The sequence below is a fragment of the Paenibacillus sp. G34 genome, assembly GCF_056856875.1.
Genome location: NZ_CM166469.1, coordinates 5,196,494 through 5,215,736, shown reverse-complemented (window position 1 = coordinate 5,215,736; position 19,243 = coordinate 5,196,494). Strand labels below are relative to the sequence as shown.

The window sequence follows — 19,243 nt, the reverse complement described above, 5'->3', positions numbered from 1 at the left end:
GTGTTTCCACCAGAACTAACTACCGAATTACACATTAGAAACCAAGCCTATAGATTGGTGCCTCACCCTCAATTCGAAGGTATGCCTTATGGACAAGAGGGACGGGAAGGCACGGTCTATAAGCTGATCAACGGCGCGGGAGAGAGCAGTGCATTGAAGGTGTTCCGTCCAGCCTTCAGGAAACCTTCTGCAATGAAATTAACGGAACTTATGGCAGATATGAAGGATCTCTCCGGACTTCGTGTGTGGTCGAGAGCAATCCTGAATCCGCTAGAAGATATGGAGCTACTCGGTCAATATCCGGAGCTGCTATATAGTGCGCATATGCCTTGGATTGAAGGCAAGACATGGAGTGAATTCATGCTTGACCGAGAAGTGATTACTCAGGAGAAGTCTTTGAAACTAGCAAGCGTTTTGGTATCAACTATGGCTGTATTGGAGCAAGCTGGCATAGCCCATGCAGATTTGTCAGCTGCTAATCTACTGATCGTGAACGCGAATCAAGAATCGGAAGATATGTCTGTTGAACTAGTGGACGTAGAAGGAATGTATGCCAAGCAATTGGAGGAACCCGATAATTTACCTGAAGGTGCAACGGGATATACTCCATCCTTCCTTAGAGAATACGGGGATTGGAGTCCTCAATCGGATCGATTTGCTGGCGGAATCCTGCTTGCCGAGATGCTGGCTTGGTCGAGTACAGACATATGTAAGTATGCATGGGGAGACAGTTATTTTGATCCACAAGAAATGCAGCAGCCGAGCGAGCGTTACACCCTTCTTCAAGCAACGCTTGAACGACAGTATGGGCCCGAAGTAGCTGCTCTGTTAAGCAGATTGTGGAGTGCGGAGCAACTGCAGCAATGTCCGACATTCGGGGAGTGGCAGATTGCTTTGGCTTCAGCAAAACAGTTTGTAGAGCAAGCAGCCAAGGTTGTTTCTGATCCAGATACAGAGCTGCAGCAGCCAGAAGAAGAGACGGTGAACCTGCCAAGTGAGTATGCTGTAGATGCTTTAACGTCTGCGCAAGAGAATCAACTGGCGCGGGCACGCCAACTCGAACGTCAGGGGAATTTGACTTCGGCCTTCTGGGAATACGGGAAGCTGATTGAGCAGTTCAAGGAACGAACTCCATTTCATATTGAGATTGGCATTGCGATGGAGCAGGTGCAGGAAGGCATCGATCAGACCGTTTTTAATCCGGAACCCAAGCAAACTTTAGTCAAAAAGGGCTGGGCTCAGCTACTGCACCAGAATAAACAGTCCCATTATGAACGTTTGTGGATATATGTCATAGGTGGTTCCGTTGGGGCGTTAGTTTTTGCATTCATTATCTACGTCATAGGACTGTTTAAATAGAGCTATAGGGAGCGTGTGATTTTTGGAAAATGAGTTGCAGGAAGAGTGGGCTTTTGAGTTGTCCCCAGAGGAGTTTTTCTTTTTAACTCAGCTAGTAGGAGTTCGCTATATAGCCAATTTTGAAGATCCCTATCGTGGATATTTAGCTAAGGAATTGGAAGAGGAATATAAGCTTATCGAGAAAACATTTATCTCCAAAGGATACCTGATCCCGAAAGCGGATGGGTCGGGCTACGATATGAATGAAATGCTGGCTTATTGTATTGCTGCTTGCGGCAGTGCTGATGTTATGCATGTGAGTAAACAGATTGAAGGCAAGGGGAAATACGAGGGCCATTACTATTTTACACCTCGAATTGTTGTTGAACAGACCGTCACCGAGTCGGGCGGGATTCGGATTGTTCCTGTGGCAGACGCGAGCATCACCTTGGAAGCCATGAAAGGTTTTTTCCCGCTTACACTTCAATATCGAAGCCCAGCCAAGAAAGCAGTCATTAAGGAATGCACATGGGAACAATGGAATCAGCTTACGGAGGCTGATCGGTGTAACAGATTAATTCAAGCAGGTCATACGGAAGAGCAGGCCGGGCTTGCAATGGAGATTTTCAACAACGGTGAGCGTTCCGGGTCGATGATGTTTATGAAGAGACATGGGTTGATGTGGCATCAGGAGGGTTATCACTATGCACAATGGGGAGACAAGCTGTACCTGGCTGTGGAGCTAACCGAAGGTACACTTCAGTTGCAGCCTTATAAGCCAGCTATAGTGAAAAAAGCATTACTGCGTTTTGCAGATCAAATGGAGAAATTGGAAGGGAAAGGGGTTAAATAAATGGCGGACCGTATCAAAATAGAGCCTGATCGTATTAAGGAAATTGCCACCCGTTTTCTAGCGAGCAGTCAGGAAAATATTGCGTTATCCAGAGAATTGAAGTCATTGATTGATGGAATTACAGGAGAATGGGAAGGAAAATCTCAAGAACGATTTTATTCCTCTTATAAAGATGCACATGTTCAGTTGGAAAGTGTTTCTACTGTGTTGAAGGATGTAGGGGATGAGTTGAAAGCGATCGCGGAGCGGTTTAGTAAGGCAGACTCAACAAAGTAAGGAGATGTACATATGCCTATTCGGCCAGATGTCAGTAAGCTGCGGAGTATAGCCTCCAGATTACGCAGCAACAGCAGCAAAATGGAGAATGAACGCTCCAGCATCAATAGTAATGTGCAGGCCATGGTCTGGAAAGGTCGGGTGCATCAGCACTTTATGGATGATTTTCGTGATACAGCACAGCGGATGAGACAGACCGCGGATGAGATGGAACAATTTGCTCGGCGATTGGAATCGCTCGCCAACCAGTTTATGCAGGAAGATATTGAGGAAGAGCGCAGAGAGAGAGAGCGTCAGGAACGTGAGCGTCAGGAGCGAGAAAGACAACGAGCAGCTGCATCTGCGGCCGCAGCAGCTGCGAAGAAGAGATAAGGGGGAAGTCGTGTGAAATTGGAAGTCAGCCTATCCGACCTGAAACGGACATCAAGAAGCCTAGATCGGGCTGCAGATGAGATGGGGGATTTGCGAGCGGATCTGAACCGGTCGATGAACAGCCTAACCCAGAAAACCCTCAGCCAAGGCGGGGTCCAAAGTACGTTTACCCAGCTTATGCGGGAGCTGGATGGCTTGCAAACCAAGCTGGAGCTGCTCTCGGAGCTAACCCGTCGCAAACGGGACGAATATGAGCAAGCCGATCGGGCGGGGAAAAAATTCAACTGGGGGAAGCTGGCGAGCTTCCTCACCTTTGCTTTAGGCACCGTCCTGGACTTCCTCCCCGTGGTGGGGAATGTTAAGGGGGTAATCGAAGCGATTACTGGTCGAGATCTGCTGACTGGTGTGAAACTAGAATGGTATGAACGTGGTCTTGGTGTGCTAGGACCACTGGGGAAAGGAGTTAATAAAGCGACATCCCTTCTCAAGTTTGCGGATGAAGCCTTGGAGCTGACAGGAAAAGCGGTGAAGCATGCGGACGATGCGATCGATGCCGCCAAAACGGCCGGTCGGCACGCGGATGACGCGATTGATGCCGCCAAAACGGCCAGTCGACACGCGGATGATGCGATCGATGCCATCCCGACCAGTCCAAACAAAGCGGGAATGCCGGGGAATACGACCCGGGAAGCAGGAGAAGACATTGTGGGTACGACGCCGAAGCCAGCCAAGCCAGGTGAAGCTCCGGCAGGTGCCAGAGAAGCGGATGCTCCGATGACCAGTAATAAACCAACAGGCAAGGCCGACGATGTCCCTGGTGATGCCGGTCCTACCCGTCATGATGCAGGAGGTCTGACGGATGCAGAGAAAGCCGGGATAGCGGGGGTTACAGGAATCACGAGTGCAGCCGCAGCCAAGGCTCTGAAAGATAAAGCGGCCAGTGCAGGCGCCAAAGGGGTAGATGCGCCTGTCTCTTCATCCAAGGGAGGTACCGCTTCACCACACCAGCCATCACCGGGTCGGACGCCTGAGACACAGAATGTCACGAAGTCCAAGACAGAAAGTTGTCCGGGAGATCCGATTCATGCCGCGACAGGTCAGCAGTTTATGAACCACAATATCTTGACCCTACATGGGGCTGCAGACTGGCCGCTGACCTTGAGCTACAATTCCGGTCTGCTGCAGCGAGGTGAACTAGGCCTGGCTTGGACACACCAATATGGACTTCGCCTGGAGATCCAAGCTGATGCGGAGGGAATGGAGCAACCTATACCTGCCGTGGAGGTCTACTGGACCGCTGGACGGCACAACCGTTTTGTGAGTCAAGCCGATGGCTCCTACCGCAGCTCCGATCTCGACGTCTACTTTGACGTGCTCGAACGAGATGCACAGGGCTGGATCCTGACTACGCGCGAGCCGCTGGAAAGCTACCGCTTCACCGAAGCGGGTCAACTGCTCAGCCACACGAATACAAACGGCCTGAGTTTGGATATAACCTATAACGCGGTTGGTCGCTTGGCGGCCCTGACAGACCGAGCTACGCAGCGTGCGTTGCAGCTGGAGTATACGCCTACAGGTGAGCTGAAAGAAGTCAAAGATGCGCTGCGCCAGGTAGAGTTTAAATACAATACCAACGGCATCTTGGTACAGATTCAAGAGCCGGCAGGGGTGGTCACTGACCTGGTTTCGGACGAGGCAGGACGTTTGCTCGCCCTGAGCGAGAGTGGTATTCTTCAATTCACCAATACCTATGATGCTTCTTACCGGATCATTAAACAGACCGATGCCGCAGGCTATGCGTTCCTGTTCCATTATGATACCGAGAGTCATCCGGGGCAGACATGGACGACCGTGACGAACCGGCTCGGACAGACGCGGACCCTGGTCCATGATGAAGCACTGCAGCTCCTGGAAGTGCATGCGGAAGATGGCGGAATCACGCGCTATACCTATACCCCGCAGGGACAGACGGAGCGCGTCATCAATCCATTGGGTGAAACCACGACATACGTCTATGATGATGAGGGGCACCTGATCCGCGACATCGATCCGTTGGGTCAAGAGACACAATACAGCTATACCCCGCTTCATCAACTGGCGCGTGGAATCGATGCCGAAGGCGGCGTAACCAGCTATCAGTATGATGAACAGCAACGCCTGACCACCGTGACCCGTCCGGATGGAAGCCAAGCGCAGTGGAGTTACACTGAAACCGGACAAACAGCGTTGTATCAGGACTTCACTGGAGCGAGCTGGACCTATGTTTACAGCGACACAGGTGAACTGGCGTACACCCTGGATCCGGAGGGAAGAAAGGTACATGTTCGCTGGGATGAAGCGGGGCGTATGGTGGAACTGGAGGATGCCGCCGGAGGCATTAGCCGCCGAAGCTATGATGGCGCAGACCGCCTGACCTCCATCACGGACCCGATGGGTCTCACGTGGCAAACCCGATATAATGCCAGCGGACAACGGATTCGCGAGACGCGCCCATCCGGTGCTTCGATGCAGTATACCTATACCCCAAGCGGAGAAGTGGCGACCGTCACTGATGCGCTGGGCCATACGAAGCAATATACCTACGATGCCGAGAATCGCCTGATTGCCGAAACGAATGCCTTGGGCGATACCACGCAATTATCGTATGACCTTGCTGGACGATTGCAGGCCGTCACCGATGCGCTGGGACAGCAAACGCAGTATCACTATGATGGGGCTGGACGATTGGTGAGCGTGGTGGATGGTGAGGGCCGAACCGTACAGCAGCTGACCTACGATGCTGCGGGTCGCCCCGTTGCTTGGCAGGATGGACTCGGCCACATGACACGGCTGCGATTTAACGCTCTGCATCAGCGTGTAGAGGATACCGATGCCGATGGGCACACCCGCCGTTATCGGTATGATGCTGCTCATCGCCTCATGGAAGTCATCCAGGGTGAAGGCACAGACGAAGTCACCTATCGCCAGACTTGGGACGGAGAAGACCGCAATACGAGCTACACCGATGCCAGCGGCAATGAAACCCGGCTCGCGTATGACCGCAGCGGTCGATTGCTGCAGGAGACGAATGCCGCCGGGGCACGAACCGCCTACGCGTATGATGAACGCGGCTGGCTGCGTGCCAAGCTGGATGCCAAAGGCCAGGAAACCCGGTACGAATACGATGCCGCAGGTCGTCTGATCCGGGCCACAGATGAAGCAGGCGAAATCGTGCTCACCTACACACCGGACGGACAAGTGGCACGTGTTCTGGAAGCCGAGCAGCATGAGGAACGGTCCTACGATGCGGCTGGCCGCTTGCTCACCCGGACCGACGGGTTCGGATATTTGCTGCAATATGCTTATGATGCGGCAGGCCAAATGACTGCCCTCACTTATCCGGATGGTAAAGTGGTGGAGTACCGCTACCACGCTACGGGAGAACTGGCCGAAGTGAAGGACTGGAACGGTCGCCTGACCCGGTATCGGTATGATGCCAGCGGGAAACTCATCGACACCAAGCGTCCGAATGGCAGTCAGGAGCAGCGGGAATATGACGCGGCTGGCCAGCTCATTCGCCTGACCAATACGAGCGGGCAGGGGATTCGATTACAGCAATTCAAGTATGAATACAGTCCAGGCGGTTTGCTGCTGAAGGAAGAGAATAAACAGTATACGTATGACACCTTAAAACGCCTGCGCAGTGGCGCAGAGCCCGGTCGTATTGTACACTACACGTATGACCCGTCAGGCAACCTGACGAGCGAACAGGTCGGGACATCCCCAACTGAAAACCCGGGTAGTTTGCTGACACAACAGCAGCTACACTATACCTGGGATAATCGCCTACAACGGGTAGGGGACTATCCGGTCGAGATGGATGCGAATGGTAACCTGCTGTATGCCACGGATGGCAGCACCGCTTCCGCGTATGAATACGATGCCCGTAACCGACTGGTGAAGGCGGGCAAGCTGAAATATCGGTACAACCCGCAAGGCGACCGCATCGAACTCGCGCAGCGCGGCCAAGTGACTCGCTACGTCATTGACGATGCGCCTGAACTGAGCCGGGTGCTGATGGAGCTGGATGGCGAGGGCAACGTCAAGGCCCGTTATGTGTACGGTCTGGGGCTGATCGGGCGCGAAGATGCAGACGGAACGTATCTGAGCTACCACTACGATCTGCGCGGCAGCACAACTCTCCTGACAGACGAACAAAACCGGGTGACGGATCGCTATACGTATGGATTGTATGGCGAGCTGGAGCAGCATGAAGGCGTCACCTTACAGCCGTTTGCGTATAACGGCCGAGACGGTGTCATGACCGATGCAAACGGACTGTATTACATGCGAGCGCGGTACTATGATCCGAAGCTGAAGCGTTTCCTGAACCGGGACGTGATCCGCGGGGAGATTGAAGACGGACAGACCTTTAACCGCTATGCGTATGTCAACGGAAACCCGGTAAGCTACATTGACCCGTTGGGGTTGATGAGGTGTGAGACTGGCAGGGCGGGTAATGGTGATAATACGTACAAGGATGATTTACAACAGATAATAAACAATCTAGATTCCACAAAAGGAGGAACACTAGGTAATATTGATGGTTCGAAATTTATTAATAAATCATTTCAAACTAAAATATTTGATAATGTTCCCGACATTGACAATTATAAAGGTGGAACGATTGCGATTATTGGACATAGAGATTCAATAGTACCTTTTCAAAAAACTAAAGGTCTAGATAATAGGATCAATGTCTTTAAAGCGAATAATTTTGGCCCTGGTGGTTGGACTGCCGAGAAAAATTTTCAGTGGATTAAAGATATCGTAGAAAATAAACAACCAGTTTATTTTGCGTCCCAAAAGTTGAATGTAGGAGATAGCTGGACTAGAGAAGAAATAAAGTATCTACTAGACTCTGGATACAGGCAAAAAGGGAGTTACTTTATCCCCTTACTGACAAGGAGGAATTAGATGGAAATTGATGATGTGTTACCTAAAACCTATAAAGAGATAAGTGAAAAAGGGTATATCAAAAAGAGGGATTCTAAACAAAATGATAATGCTATACAAAACTATCTGTGGTTTATTAATTTAATATGGATTTCTAAAGAAGAACTAATGCAGAAAGAGTACGAGAGCTTTCATAATATAAATATGGTACCTTTTGCATATACCAATGGTGGCGATTATTGGTGCTTTGATTTAAATCAAAAAGATTACACACCAGTTGTATGTTGTTATCACGACGGAGCAGAAGGTGAATATTATGCCAAGACGCTGGAGGCTGCATTATTTAGGCAAATATTAGATTTTGCATGCAATGAATTTACTGATAGTGTGAATGAAGATGCAGAAAGTATAGTCGCGGGTAAACGTATTGTATTAAATTGGGTAAGAATGCTAGAAGAATACTTCCCTGATGAATGGATTTTGGATTTGGAAGATATTGTTAAGACTAATGATTATGTTGACAGTAGTCCAGGCTATGTACTTATGATCTCAGATAGTAAATATGATGAATTGGTAAAGAAGCACATTAACTTTGATTTGTTGGATAAACCGTTTATTTGGACTCAGGAGGATACTGCAAATTTTTTTGGTGGAGCTAGCCGTACTGAATAACGAATGACCTGACCAACAACATATTCATGTAATATTTGTATAAGAATGTCATCATCTTAATTGCACGCACATCAGAGGTTTTAGTTTCTAACTTTCACTATTCAGTTACATTGAGCAGGTCGATTATGGTCATATATCACCATGACTGGCCTGATTTTTTTTCTTGCTGTTAGAAACTGGACATTTTATCTAAAGAGAAAGTAAACAGAAATATGATCCTAAATACTTATATTTCACAAGTTTTTAGTGGTAAAATATTCTTATAAATGGCAGTTTTGATTGGCTTTTAGGATGATTGAAGACCTAGTTTTTATTCTTGAAAAATCATGAAGCAAGGTGAAATTACATAGCATTGAAGGTGATATTTTAGGAAGTTGTAAGATGTGAACGATTCAAGGTACATAGGTTTACCAGAGATTTTGCGAAGAGAATAACAATACTGGAGTGTGAACGAATTGAAGAAAGTAACACAATTACTACTAAGTGGCGCATTGGTACTGGGAATGCTTCCTTTCACCGGGAGTGCAAATGCAGCAGCACCTTCATTTAAAGACGTACCTGCGAGCCATTGGGCGAAAGCTTCCATCGATGCTGCCGTGTCCAATGGTTATTTTAAAGGCTACAGTGATGGAACGTTTAAGCCTGGAGCAACGGTAACACGTGCAGAATTTGCGGCATTGTTGTCCCGTGTGTCCAAAGCGACTCCTGAGATGGAGCAAGCGAATGTATTTCGGGATTTGACAGGTCATTGGAGTGAAGGAGAAGTAAACCGTGCGGTATCTCTCGGCTTTTTGAAAGCTTCGGATTATCCAAACGGATTTAAACCCAGCACGGCATTGACACGGGAAGAAATGGCTAAGTGGCTCAGTTCAGGGCTTGCCGCACAAAACGAGGATTTCAAGCAAGCGCTAAAGGATACAGACACAGCAAATACGTTAGTTCCTGTAGCTGAGTTCTACAAGGGTGGTTTAAAGAAAGCGGCCTATCCATACGTCTCGGTTGTATTAGGAACCGGGTTGATGGCTGGGTACCCGGATGGAACCTTCGGTCCCGGGAAGACGACGACACGAGCAGAGGCTGCTGTGATTTTGTCCCGCTATCAACAGGTGCAAGAAAGTAAGGCAGATTCGTACAGAGATTTAAATGAAATGCGGGAAGTAGGTCAGACGGGAAGTAACCTGACTACAGCGACCCTATATGAATATTTCACGAAACAGGATGTAACCCCAGAAAGCTTTGATCGTGTGATCGGGAAAAAGTGAAATTACGGAATAATCTCGGTACAATAACGGCCCATCGCATGATTGTGGCAGACGCATATTCCAAGACGAAGATACAAAATTTATATGGGAAAATGTTTATTGATACAAATTATTTAAATCCTGTAAGCGAACCTTATTATGAGGTGTTTATGGAAGTCACAGTGACACCGAATGGAAATAATTTAAGGAATTTAGCGTTCGTTCAAGCTGTTGGAGATAAATTTAGAACTGTGAGCAACTTCAATAGTGGAACTACTGAAACATATGGGATTAGCAACTTGCCAGTGGAGGAGTATGTGGATTCTGGATTTTTTAAACAAGGTGTGTCTCGCACATTTTGGATGAATTTTCTTTTAAGAAGATCTGCAGGCACGTCTGTTAGCCAATCTATGGCATCCTTTGTAGTGGATAAAGAAACAAGCACGTTTTTTAGAATTCCATGAGCTATGTATGTAGAGGGTTCAAACAAGGAGTGCTGCTTCTTTTCTTCATTGTTTTATTACTCAACACGTTAGAAAACATTTCAGTAGCAGCGAATGATAACGAAGACCAGGATTTAAAAAGGATTGTTGTCAGTCCTGATCCCGAGGAAAGAAAAAATTAGAAGAGTTTCCTAACCCGGACCGGAGGGACCAACGGGTTATCAAAAAGTAGTGAGGGTGTTTGAAGGGGTCAAACAGGCTAATCCTGGGGTGTACTGGTACCAGTTGATAGTCTCAAGTGGATCGCAGAAACGTCATTTGGAAATATACCAGCGAACAACGTCGAGGACGGAAATAAGTATGCGCCTGTGAAAACATCGGTTCGAGATCAAATCCAGATGGCCAATAACCCAGTATATATACCAGATAAATATATTGATCAAACTGGAGCAGACGTGCCCTCAGATGTCTCTGTTCCCAGTCCACATATTGCAAAAGTCGAGACAACAGAATTTCAAGGTAAAAAATCTATTATTACCAAACTGGAATTGGATCGGACCAAAACAATAGTGACTTTGATATCGAAAACTTGATTCTGTACGATAAATTTGGAAATAGTTCGAAAGCTAACCCTGAGTTCAGGAAAATACTATCCGAGACACCGGGCTTTGAAGGGCTAAAGCCAAATAAAAAAGGTTTTTCAATAAAATTCAAACCATCAAGCAAGTAACTAGGAGGTTATAATGGACAATTCAGACAAAGTGCATGGTGCTCACGCAAAGGTGTTTATTCAATACGATGGCTCTCTGCAAGACTTAGGATCAAAAATTGAAAAAGCGCTAAATATACCTGCATTAAGATTCGAAAATATGGAAGATGAACCATATGATTTGGTAGGCTACGCTGAGATTTTTGGCTTTGAAGTTGAATTAAAAGAATCCCTGCAAAATGATAAGTGGTCAAATTACCAGTATTTATTGTCGGCGATTACTACTGATTCATTCGAAGAGATTTTCAATGAGCGTATGTTTGATATTTCACTTTGGATGGCACGCTACATTTCACTTATGTGTGAATTAACCACCTTGGCAGAGAATTCAGATAAACGAACAGGTCAATCATTCTATTTGAACACATCAACAGCAAAAAGAGAAAGTAGTTTTGTTGATACAAAGATATAGTTTGCCAATGCATCAAGAGAAAGTGACTTTCTATGGTTTTTCTTTGGTGGGGCAACCAGTGTTGAATGAGCCTATCATTCAACCAATAACACAAATAACCTATGTAATGCCTGTATAAAGATTTCTCCATTTTGTTTGTACGTACGATGATCAAATGCTTTAATTTTATAACCTAAATAACGATACTCCGATACAAAAAGCAGGTTAATTATGGTCAGATACGACCATAATTAACCTGCTTTTTGTTATTTTCGTTTTCTGGAATTTTGTCAACTTCTAATTGTATAATACGCCGCCCCGATAGAAAAGCCGTCTAAACCATCCCGCTTACGTATGACCGCAGCGGCCGATTGCTACAGGAAGCGAATGCAGTCAGTGTGCGAACCGCCTACGCTTGAGTCAATAACGCAGGTACTAAAATATTATCTCAAGCGGATGTACGCCAGCTTAGGAATGCTGGATTTGATGGTTTGTATGCTCCAACAAGTAAAAACCCTTATCATGTGAGGATCATTGCTAAAGATAAAAACTTTAATGAAGAAGGAATCCAATTGTTGGATGAGATATTTAGAGAGGTAGGAAGATTGAAAATTAAATAAGAGGTGTAGAAAATGAATAATCAAAATAGCTCTGAATTGTACTTCCTAGTAAGCCTCATACAAATAAAACAGAGGGTCATTGGTTTGCAAGTATGAGAAAAGCAGTTGAGGAAGCAAAAAAGAGTGAAACCACAAAGGTATATTTGAACAAGGGATTGCAAAATGAGGTTCCTGGAGCAAAAACTAATAGACCTGATGTTATGGTTGTTAAATCTGATGGTAAAATAAATCAGTACGAAGTGCCGAGCAAAACAGATGACCCTGCTAAATTGATACAACGAATGATTGAGAACCAAAAACATTTGGGTGATAGGGCTGGTAGTATCTAAATACTTCCTATAAAAAATAAAGGTAGAGGTGGTAGTTTTGAGAGATAGATTAATGACATCTATTGTCTTGTATGGTTCAATTAATATTCGAGCAATGGAGATATGGAATTGTTATCAGTATTTTTTGAAATTAAATGAAGAGTTAGGATACACATCGACCCATATAGGTGTTATTGGGGATAGTTTCAAGTCAGGAAAGTTAACCACCATTAAACGAACAGAAGCAAAGTTAAAGAAGGCATGTGAAAATGGGGAGAGTATTGAGACTGTATCTATCTATGCTCTACCGCAAGAATTTACCCAAGCAGCATTTGATTATTGTTCTTTTATCAGTATTAATAAAAGCTTTAATAATCAATTCATAATTGTTACAATCCCTAGTGAAGATTTAAGAAAAATTAATACAGTTAACCTAATAGATGATTTAGAAAACTTTATTGAACGTAAAGAGTGTGAAGTGTTTGAATTGTCAGTACTCGAAAGTCCTTTAATTTATTCTTCCAAGGTAAATCAGCCAACTGACTTCAAAAGTTTAAAAATAATAGATAAAATTGAGTTTTAGTTCCTCTAACCTTGATTGGCTTAATGCCTTTCAAGGTTTCTTTTTTTGTGGGGGCTACCCAGTGGGGAATGAATCCATCATTAAACCAATAATAAATGTAACCCATGTAATACCCGTATAAAAGTTTCGTTATTTTGTTTGTACGTGCATAAATGCTTGAATTTTATATCCTAAATAATGCTATCATTCTACAGGTCGATTATGGTCAGACAATACCATAATTAACCTGCTTTTTGCTATATTCGTTTTATGGCATTTTCAACTCGTAATTGTAGAATTTTGCACCCCAATAGAAAAGCTGTCTAAACCATCCCGCTTGACGTACGACCGCAGCTGGGTGCGAGCCAAGCTAGATGTCAAGGTGTATTACATGCGAGCGCGGTATTACGATCCGAAGCTGAAGCGTTTCCTGAACCGAGACGTGATTGCGGGGAGATTCAGGACGGACAGACCTTTAATCGGTATGTGTATGTCAACTGGAACCCGGTAAGTTATATTGACCCGTTAGGGTTGATGAGGTGTGAGATTGAGGGTGCGGCTAATGGCGCGGATAACATTGCTCAATTTGCTAAGTACAAGGAGTTATTAAAAGTAGAAGAAGCCGCAAACCCCGTAGTTGATAGCTTAAGACAAACAGGTCAATTGCCTTCTAACTATGTTACAAAATCTGTAGCTGAACAGAGTCGCTATAAACCAGGTAAAGCATTAAATAACTACGTTCAGGGTGGTTTAATTGGGGGAGATGTATTTGAAAATACTACCTGAAGCACCTAGCAGGGTGTGGTACGAGGCGGATATTGGTTTAAGTAATACCGTGTTTAGAAGCAAACAACCTGGAACAAGACTGTTGTATTCTAATGATGGACAAATGTATATTACAACTGACCATTATGAATCAGTTAACTTCATCGGTACTTATAAGTAAAGGAGTGAAGTAAGTGAGCATACAAGAAGATGATTTAAGAAAAGAAATTGTGACCTTACAAGTTGGTAATATTCAAGATGCAGGGGAACTTCATCTACTCTTAAAAAGAGAGCTTGAATTTCCTGATTTTTACGGAATGAATTGGGATGCTTTTTGGGATACGATTACAGGGTTAGTTGAATTACCTGAAACTTTGAGTTTTGATGGGTGGGACCAACTTACAACTGCCCTTCCTGATGACTCCCAAACCCTGAGTGAATTATTACACAAATTCAATGAAAAACATCCTTCTTGGTACTGTAAGGTAGTTCACAAATAAGATTCGCTGAGCCTTGAGGTTTTCTCAAGGCTCTTGTTTCGGAGGGATAGCCCGAAAATTATACTGTCAGTACGAAACTGAACATTCTACAACGGAAAAGTATACTTGGGATAATCGTCTACAACGTGTAGGGGACTATCCCGTCGAGATAGACGCGAATGGTAACCTGCTGTATGCCACGGATGGCAGCACCGCTTCCGCGTATGAATATGATGTCCGTAACCGACTGGTGAGGGCCGGCAAGCTGAACTATCGGTACAACCCGCAAGGCGACCGCATCGAACTCGCGCAGCGCGGCCAAGTGACCCGCTACGTCATAGACGATGCGCCTGAACTGAGCCGGGTGCTAATGGAGCTGGATGGCGAGGGCAACGTCAAAGCCCGTTATGTGTACGGGCTGGGGCTGATTGGACGGGAAGATGCAGACGGAACGTATCTGAGCTACCACTATGATCTGCGCGGCAGCACGACGTTGCTCACGGATGAGCAGAATCGAGTGACGGATCGCTATACGTATGGACTCTATGGAGAATTGGAGCAGCATGAAGGTGTCACTTCGCAGCCGTTTGCGTATAATGGGCGAGACGGTGTCATGACCGATGCGAACGGACTGTATTACATGCGAGCGCGGTACTATGATCCGAAGCTGAAGCGTTTCCTGAACCGGGACGTGATCCGCGGTGACATTCAGGACGGACAGACCTTTAACCGCTATGCGTATGTGAACGGGAACCCGGTAAGCTACATTGACCCGTTGGGGTTGATGAAGTGTGAGACTGGGGGGGCGGGTAAAAATGATGATTTTGCTAAAGAGCCATTTTTACCAGATGAGTACTATCAAGGTGAGAATGGTAAGCCAGGTAAAAATATAGCATCAATTCAAGGGACACCAGGAGAAAGAATGGATCTCAGGAGATTAGGTTCAAGTGGAGAGGTAGAGAGATCTAGAGTGATATATGATCTAGGGGGTAAACAAAAATATAGAGTTGATTTTAGCGATCATGGTAATACACTTTATCACCCTAACCCCCCACATTTACATGAGTACACATATCAAGACGCTGGGAAAAGTATAAAAGAAAAAATACTGTATACTCTAGATACCTCTACAGGTAGAATGAGAAGAAGTGAAATTGATCCGAAATTAAATAAAATTGTTTATGGCGACTGAGATTTGGAGGTGTCAATAATATATTATGATAAATGAAGAATTAATTCTAAATACATTTAAGGATTCTTGGGTATATAATAGAATTATAAAAGTAGTTTATGGTATTGAGGAAGATTTTGAAAATAATTTTATTGGGAATCTGGATCTGACTTTCAAAGTAACTCTTTTAAGTTCAATGGAACCTTTTAAACTAAAAATTCGATATCATGAAATAAATGATCTGACAATTCACAAAGCCTTAACTTTTCCATTAACCAAAGGTCTGATTATTCGAGATTTGAAAAAAGAAGGGATTGTAAGTTGGCAAGAATACCATGTACATGATGATAGCGGGTATGGTGAGAACGATGGATTTCAATTCATTGATTTCTATTGTAAGGCTATTGAAGTGATTTCTGTAAAAAAATTCTATGAATTAGATTAAGTGTGTTTTAAGAAGAAATAGGCACTGTTGAGATAGTAGATAAAACTAATTCAGAGCACACTATAATACAAGGAACGAATTTCAAGAAAATAGTTTGTAAGTTCTGAATTTTACCAGGCATTCATCATTTAGTTAGAAATGTAGATTACAAATCGCATGTTCTTCTATTTGATGATCTTAAAGAGCTGTTGGAAAGAAATAATATTAAAGGGGTTCAATTTACTTAGAATTAAAAACAAAACCTTGACTGGCTTTCCGCTTTTCAAGGTTTTTTTATTTTTTGAAATATTTATGTTTAAACATTTGAAAATTGTAAGCCACGGATGCAAATACTGCTTCCACCTAAGAATACGATACTCGTAACCGTCTGATGAAGGCTGGTAAGCTCAAATACCCGCAAGACGCCCGGGTTAAAATGGTGCGACGCGGCTAAGTAACCCGCTACGTCATTGACGATGCGCCTGAACTGAGCCGGGTGCTGATGGAACTGGATGGCGAAGGCAACATCAAAGTTTGAGTCTGATTATGATACAGAACATGAATTAGGTTAATCCTAAAGAAATCAGATTCATGCAAAGTTCTATCAGTAATAAAACTGGTCATTATACGCTACTTGATAATGCAAAGGCATTTTCAGAAAACCCTTCTAAAATATTTGAATTAAACCCGATAATAGTCTGGCAGGAGGGGAAGGGGAACATGTGGACACTCGACCATAGAAGGTTAGGGGCTGCTAGACCTGCCGATTTAGACAAAATTCCAGTTCAGTGGGCTTCTAAAGCAGAAGTTTATCAGGATGCATGGAAATTTTCTATAAGGGTCGATAGTAAATCTATTTCTTTAAAAATTGGCAAGGGCTTGAAGGAAGTCATCGAATAGGAGGGCTTAACTTTGAATATTCACGATAAATTGGCAAATGTAAAAGACGTGGAAGGTTTAATAAGTTTTATTCATGCATTAACTGAAGATTTAGAGCAAAATCCAAGCCAGTGGGCAAATACAGACCTCACAGATTACCTGAATGGAATTGCATCATGGGTTGAGGATAGATACGAACTAATTGAAGAATCAAAGGAAGAGTTTTCGGAAAATATTAATTGGAATTCAATAGCTACAATTTTATTTGTAGGAAGTAGATACGAGTGATTTTTTTCTTCTTTCAAAAGATCTTTCCCACTTGTTTTATGAGTAGGAATGAGCTTTTTTTGCATGCCCAAAATCAAAGGAGGATGAAAGTTTTATAATGTCATAGGAGAATGAAAAGCGATGAGTAGTTTGAAACCAGAAAGTATAGTCACCCTTTTAAAATATCTTGATATTGATTTTCTTACTGAAGACCAGTATGAGGAGATTTGTGATTTAGATATTAATGACGAAGAGCAACAATTAAAAGTAATTAAGGCAGTAATCGTTCCGGGGTTTAACAGCTTAAACGAGAGAGATCAGCAAGATATGATAAAGGTCTTAAACATGTGTTTAGGAGATCATATATCGTTTATTGGAGTTTTTGTAGCGATCTCATTACCTTTTGAAAATGAAATAATCGATAAAAAAATTTCTTCAGAAATATTTTGAAGGAAATATCCAAGAGTTATAATAAACCTTTTCATTTATATTATTAGTGACAGTCAGAAAAGATAGATCAATTATACACTTTACAAAAGATATTTAATCAAATAGAGATTAATCTAATGTATTCACATCGGGCTAAGTCTTAGGTGTAACCGTTTATTGTATTGACAGATTTAGACATCGAAAAATTAAAAATCAGATGTGAAAGTACTATGAAAAAACTTGAATTTACAAAAAACCTTAGTTCGTTTCAAATAGAACTAAGGTTTTTTGGGCCTAGATATAATAAGGTAGTAGAACGGTACAAGACGACTGCAATCTACGTGGCAGTACAACTCTCCTGACAGATGAACAGAAGCGAGTGACGGATCGCTGGATCGCTATACGTATGGATTGTACGGCGAGCTGGGGCAACATGAAGGTGTCACCTCGCAGCTGTCTGCTTACAATGGGCGAAACGGGGTCATGACCGATGCCAACGGACTGTACTACATGCGAGCGCGGTACTATGATCCGAAGCTGAAGCGTTTCCTGAACCGGGACGTCATCCGCGGTGACATTCAGGACGGACAGACCTTTAACCGTTATGCGTATGTCAACGGGAATCCGGTAAGTTATATTGACACGTTGGGGTTGATGCGGTGTGAGACTGAGGGTGCGGGTGAAGGTAGTTGGTTGTCTGGCAAAACTGGAGAGGTGAACTGGAAGAGTAAACCTAACTTTGGGCATACTTTTGATACACATGGAGCGGGTAAGAAGAATTTAGAGTCATTAAAAGGACGCTCAAGAACTGTCAATGGAGTTGGGGAAATGACAGAACAAGGTCAATGGCTTGATAATCAGAGGGCAGCAGAATTTTTAAATTCGAATGGTAAAGTTAATAAACCAACCATAGTAGACATACCAGAAGGTTTAGGACAAGTGATAAAGCCTTCTTGGGAAATAGTACCCGTGACAAGAGCTGTTATTATTCCTAATTCAAAAACAGGAAAACTAAAAACTGCGTACCCTGTTAGTGGCACATTCAAATTGAATGAATAAAAAGGTGGTGAAATCGGTGTTTAGAATGTATCTACAGCATAAAAATATCTTTGATAAAGTTACGATTGAAGAAAAAGAGTATGATGATGGTCTTGATAATCACACAAGTGTAATATATGACATTTGTGGATATTTGCATCAAACTGGAGAGATTGATTTTATTGTTTCAGGCTTTGGAAGTGAGCGTTGGCCTGTAGATTGTAAATTTGATCTTCCCCTAATAATTGAGGAATTGCCAGATATAATTCAAAGTTTCAATAAAAATGAATTTAGTGTGTGCTTGGGTTTTTATGAACAAAATGTGATGAGAGAGATAGCTTTTAGTGAAAAAGAGGGGAGGCTACATCTAGCTTGCAAAAGTCTAACGCAAGGATGGTCACCTTCTCCAACATATTTAATAATGGAAAAATTATCTGTAAAAAAGATGTTGGAAGAATTATTCAGGGATTTTATTTTTTGTAGTCAAAAAGTATGTCCAGAACTACTAGATGAAAAGCTTTTTAGGGATTGGATTTCCTTATATCCAATCCAAATATGTGAACAATAAAATGTGGTAATTATAAGAAAAAGTTATTTTTGGTGGGGGCTACCCACTACGGAATGAACTTATCACAACACTATAGCGTTACATCTAGCAGGTCAATTACGGTACAGGTAGTACCATGATTGACCTGTTTTATCATGCTCGCTTAAAATCAAATCTAAATGCCTATATTTTACAAGCTTATAGCGGTAAAATATTATTAAACATGGCAGTTTTGATTGGCTTTTGGGATGGTGAAGACCTAGTCTAACTGATCTCCTAAAGGTCAATCTTTTTGCCTGCTCAAGCAACTGATTTATTTCTGTCATCATCTGAGAGTCGGTTCGTCCCGACTGTTCCAGCTTTAAAAAAGTTGTCTGATCTAATGTTGAAAATCCATTACAGAGAATATAATGGGAAGATTGAAAGATCGACTGTGATCTATGATGGTGCTGGTAGGCAGAAAT

Annotated in this window: 20 protein-coding genes; all 20 read left to right on the top strand. The window is 43.6% G+C overall.

The genetic code is table 11. The features are described from left to right. The 20 genes from AC1VYS_RS23680 (at nucleotide 1) to AC1VYS_RS23585 (ending at nucleotide 18,800) form a co-directional block, all read left to right on the top strand. Nucleotides 1–1,359, top strand: coding sequence for a protein kinase family protein (locus AC1VYS_RS23680; RefSeq protein WP_482911726.1), 1,359 nt, complete (start codon nucleotides 1–3; stop codon nucleotides 1,357–1,359). A gap of 22 nt (nucleotides 1,360–1,381) precedes the next feature. After that, nucleotides 1,382–2,191 carry a hypothetical protein gene (locus tag AC1VYS_RS23675; RefSeq protein WP_482911725.1) on the top strand — a complete coding sequence of 270 codons (810 nt, stop codon included), beginning with the start codon at nucleotides 1,382–1,384 and terminating at the stop codon, nucleotides 2,189–2,191. Then, nucleotides 2,192–2,467, top strand: a complete 276-nt coding sequence (locus AC1VYS_RS23670) for a WXG100 family type VII secretion target (protein ID WP_482911724.1) — start codon at nucleotides 2,192–2,194, stop codon at nucleotides 2,465–2,467. A 12-nt stretch (nucleotides 2,468–2,479) separates the two neighbouring features. Further along, nucleotides 2,480–2,839, top strand: coding sequence for a WXG100 family type VII secretion target (locus AC1VYS_RS23665; RefSeq protein ID WP_482911723.1), 360 nt, complete (start codon nucleotides 2,480–2,482; stop codon nucleotides 2,837–2,839). Nucleotides 2,840–2,851: 12 nt separating this feature from the next. After that, nucleotides 2,852–7,795 carry an RHS repeat-associated core domain-containing protein gene (locus tag AC1VYS_RS23660; protein ID WP_482911722.1) on the top strand — a complete coding sequence of 1,648 codons (4,944 nt, stop codon included), beginning with the start codon at nucleotides 2,852–2,854 and terminating at the stop codon, nucleotides 7,793–7,795. Beyond that, the gene (locus tag AC1VYS_RS23655; protein WP_482911721.1) at nucleotides 7,796–8,446 is read left to right on the top strand and encodes an SMI1/KNR4 family protein; all 651 of its coding nucleotides are present in this window, start codon (nucleotides 7,796–7,798) and stop codon (nucleotides 8,444–8,446) included. Nucleotides 8,447–8,901: 455 nt separating this feature from the next. Beyond that, nucleotides 8,902–9,708 carry an S-layer homology domain-containing protein gene (locus tag AC1VYS_RS23650; RefSeq protein ID WP_482911720.1) on the top strand — a complete coding sequence of 269 codons (807 nt, stop codon included), beginning with the start codon at nucleotides 8,902–8,904 and terminating at the stop codon, nucleotides 9,706–9,708. Between the two features lie 38 nt (nucleotides 9,709–9,746). Then, nucleotides 9,747–10,151, top strand: a complete 405-nt coding sequence (locus AC1VYS_RS23645) for a hypothetical protein (RefSeq protein ID WP_482934419.1) — start codon at nucleotides 9,747–9,749, stop codon at nucleotides 10,149–10,151. A gap of 722 nt (nucleotides 10,152–10,873) precedes the next feature. Further along, nucleotides 10,874–11,311, top strand: coding sequence for a hypothetical protein (locus tag AC1VYS_RS23640; RefSeq protein ID WP_482911718.1), 438 nt, complete (start codon nucleotides 10,874–10,876; stop codon nucleotides 11,309–11,311). Between the two features lie 691 nt (nucleotides 11,312–12,002). After that, nucleotides 12,003–12,239, top strand: a complete 237-nt coding sequence (locus AC1VYS_RS23635) for a hypothetical protein (protein ID WP_482911717.1) — start codon at nucleotides 12,003–12,005, stop codon at nucleotides 12,237–12,239. A 37-nt stretch (nucleotides 12,240–12,276) separates the two neighbouring features. Then, the gene (locus AC1VYS_RS23630) at nucleotides 12,277–12,801 is read left to right on the top strand and encodes a hypothetical protein (RefSeq protein WP_482911716.1); all 525 of its coding nucleotides are present in this window, start codon (nucleotides 12,277–12,279) and stop codon (nucleotides 12,799–12,801) included. 465 nt (nucleotides 12,802–13,266) lie between these two features. Next, a complete protein-coding gene (locus AC1VYS_RS23625) occupies nucleotides 13,267–13,566 on the top strand; it encodes a hypothetical protein (RefSeq protein WP_482911715.1) in 300 nt (99 codons plus the stop codon). A gap of 173 nt (nucleotides 13,567–13,739) precedes the next feature. Continuing rightward, nucleotides 13,740–14,045 (top strand): barstar family protein, encoded by a 306-nt coding sequence (locus AC1VYS_RS23620; protein ID WP_482911714.1) that lies wholly within the window; start codon nucleotides 13,740–13,742, stop codon nucleotides 14,043–14,045. A 13-nt stretch (nucleotides 14,046–14,058) separates the two neighbouring features. Then, complete coding sequence (locus tag AC1VYS_RS23615; RefSeq protein ID WP_482911713.1) at nucleotides 14,059–15,216, top strand: RHS repeat domain-containing protein; 1,158 nt, start codon at nucleotides 14,059–14,061, stop codon at nucleotides 15,214–15,216. A gap of 25 nt (nucleotides 15,217–15,241) precedes the next feature. After that, the gene (locus AC1VYS_RS23610; protein ID WP_482911712.1) at nucleotides 15,242–15,640 is read left to right on the top strand and encodes a hypothetical protein; all 399 of its coding nucleotides are present in this window, start codon (nucleotides 15,242–15,244) and stop codon (nucleotides 15,638–15,640) included. A 570-nt stretch (nucleotides 15,641–16,210) separates the two neighbouring features. Beyond that, nucleotides 16,211–16,519, top strand: a complete 309-nt coding sequence (locus AC1VYS_RS23605) for a ParB/Srx family N-terminal domain-containing protein (protein WP_482911711.1) — start codon at nucleotides 16,211–16,213, stop codon at nucleotides 16,517–16,519. A 12-nt stretch (nucleotides 16,520–16,531) separates the two neighbouring features. Continuing rightward, nucleotides 16,532–16,786, top strand: coding sequence for a DUF7660 family protein (locus AC1VYS_RS23600; protein WP_145406466.1), 255 nt, complete (start codon nucleotides 16,532–16,534; stop codon nucleotides 16,784–16,786). A 120-nt stretch (nucleotides 16,787–16,906) separates the two neighbouring features. After that, the gene (locus AC1VYS_RS23595; RefSeq protein WP_482911710.1) at nucleotides 16,907–17,215 is read left to right on the top strand and encodes a hypothetical protein; all 309 of its coding nucleotides are present in this window, start codon (nucleotides 16,907–16,909) and stop codon (nucleotides 17,213–17,215) included. Between the two features lie 390 nt (nucleotides 17,216–17,605). Next, the gene (locus tag AC1VYS_RS23590; RefSeq protein WP_482911709.1) at nucleotides 17,606–18,253 is read left to right on the top strand and encodes an RHS repeat-associated core domain-containing protein; all 648 of its coding nucleotides are present in this window, start codon (nucleotides 17,606–17,608) and stop codon (nucleotides 18,251–18,253) included. After that, the gene (locus AC1VYS_RS23585) at nucleotides 18,246–18,800 is read left to right on the top strand and encodes a hypothetical protein (protein ID WP_482911708.1); all 555 of its coding nucleotides are present in this window, start codon (nucleotides 18,246–18,248) and stop codon (nucleotides 18,798–18,800) included. The genes AC1VYS_RS23590 and AC1VYS_RS23585 overlap by 8 nt, the downstream gene beginning before the upstream one ends. Nucleotides 18,801–19,243 lie beyond the last annotated feature (443 nt).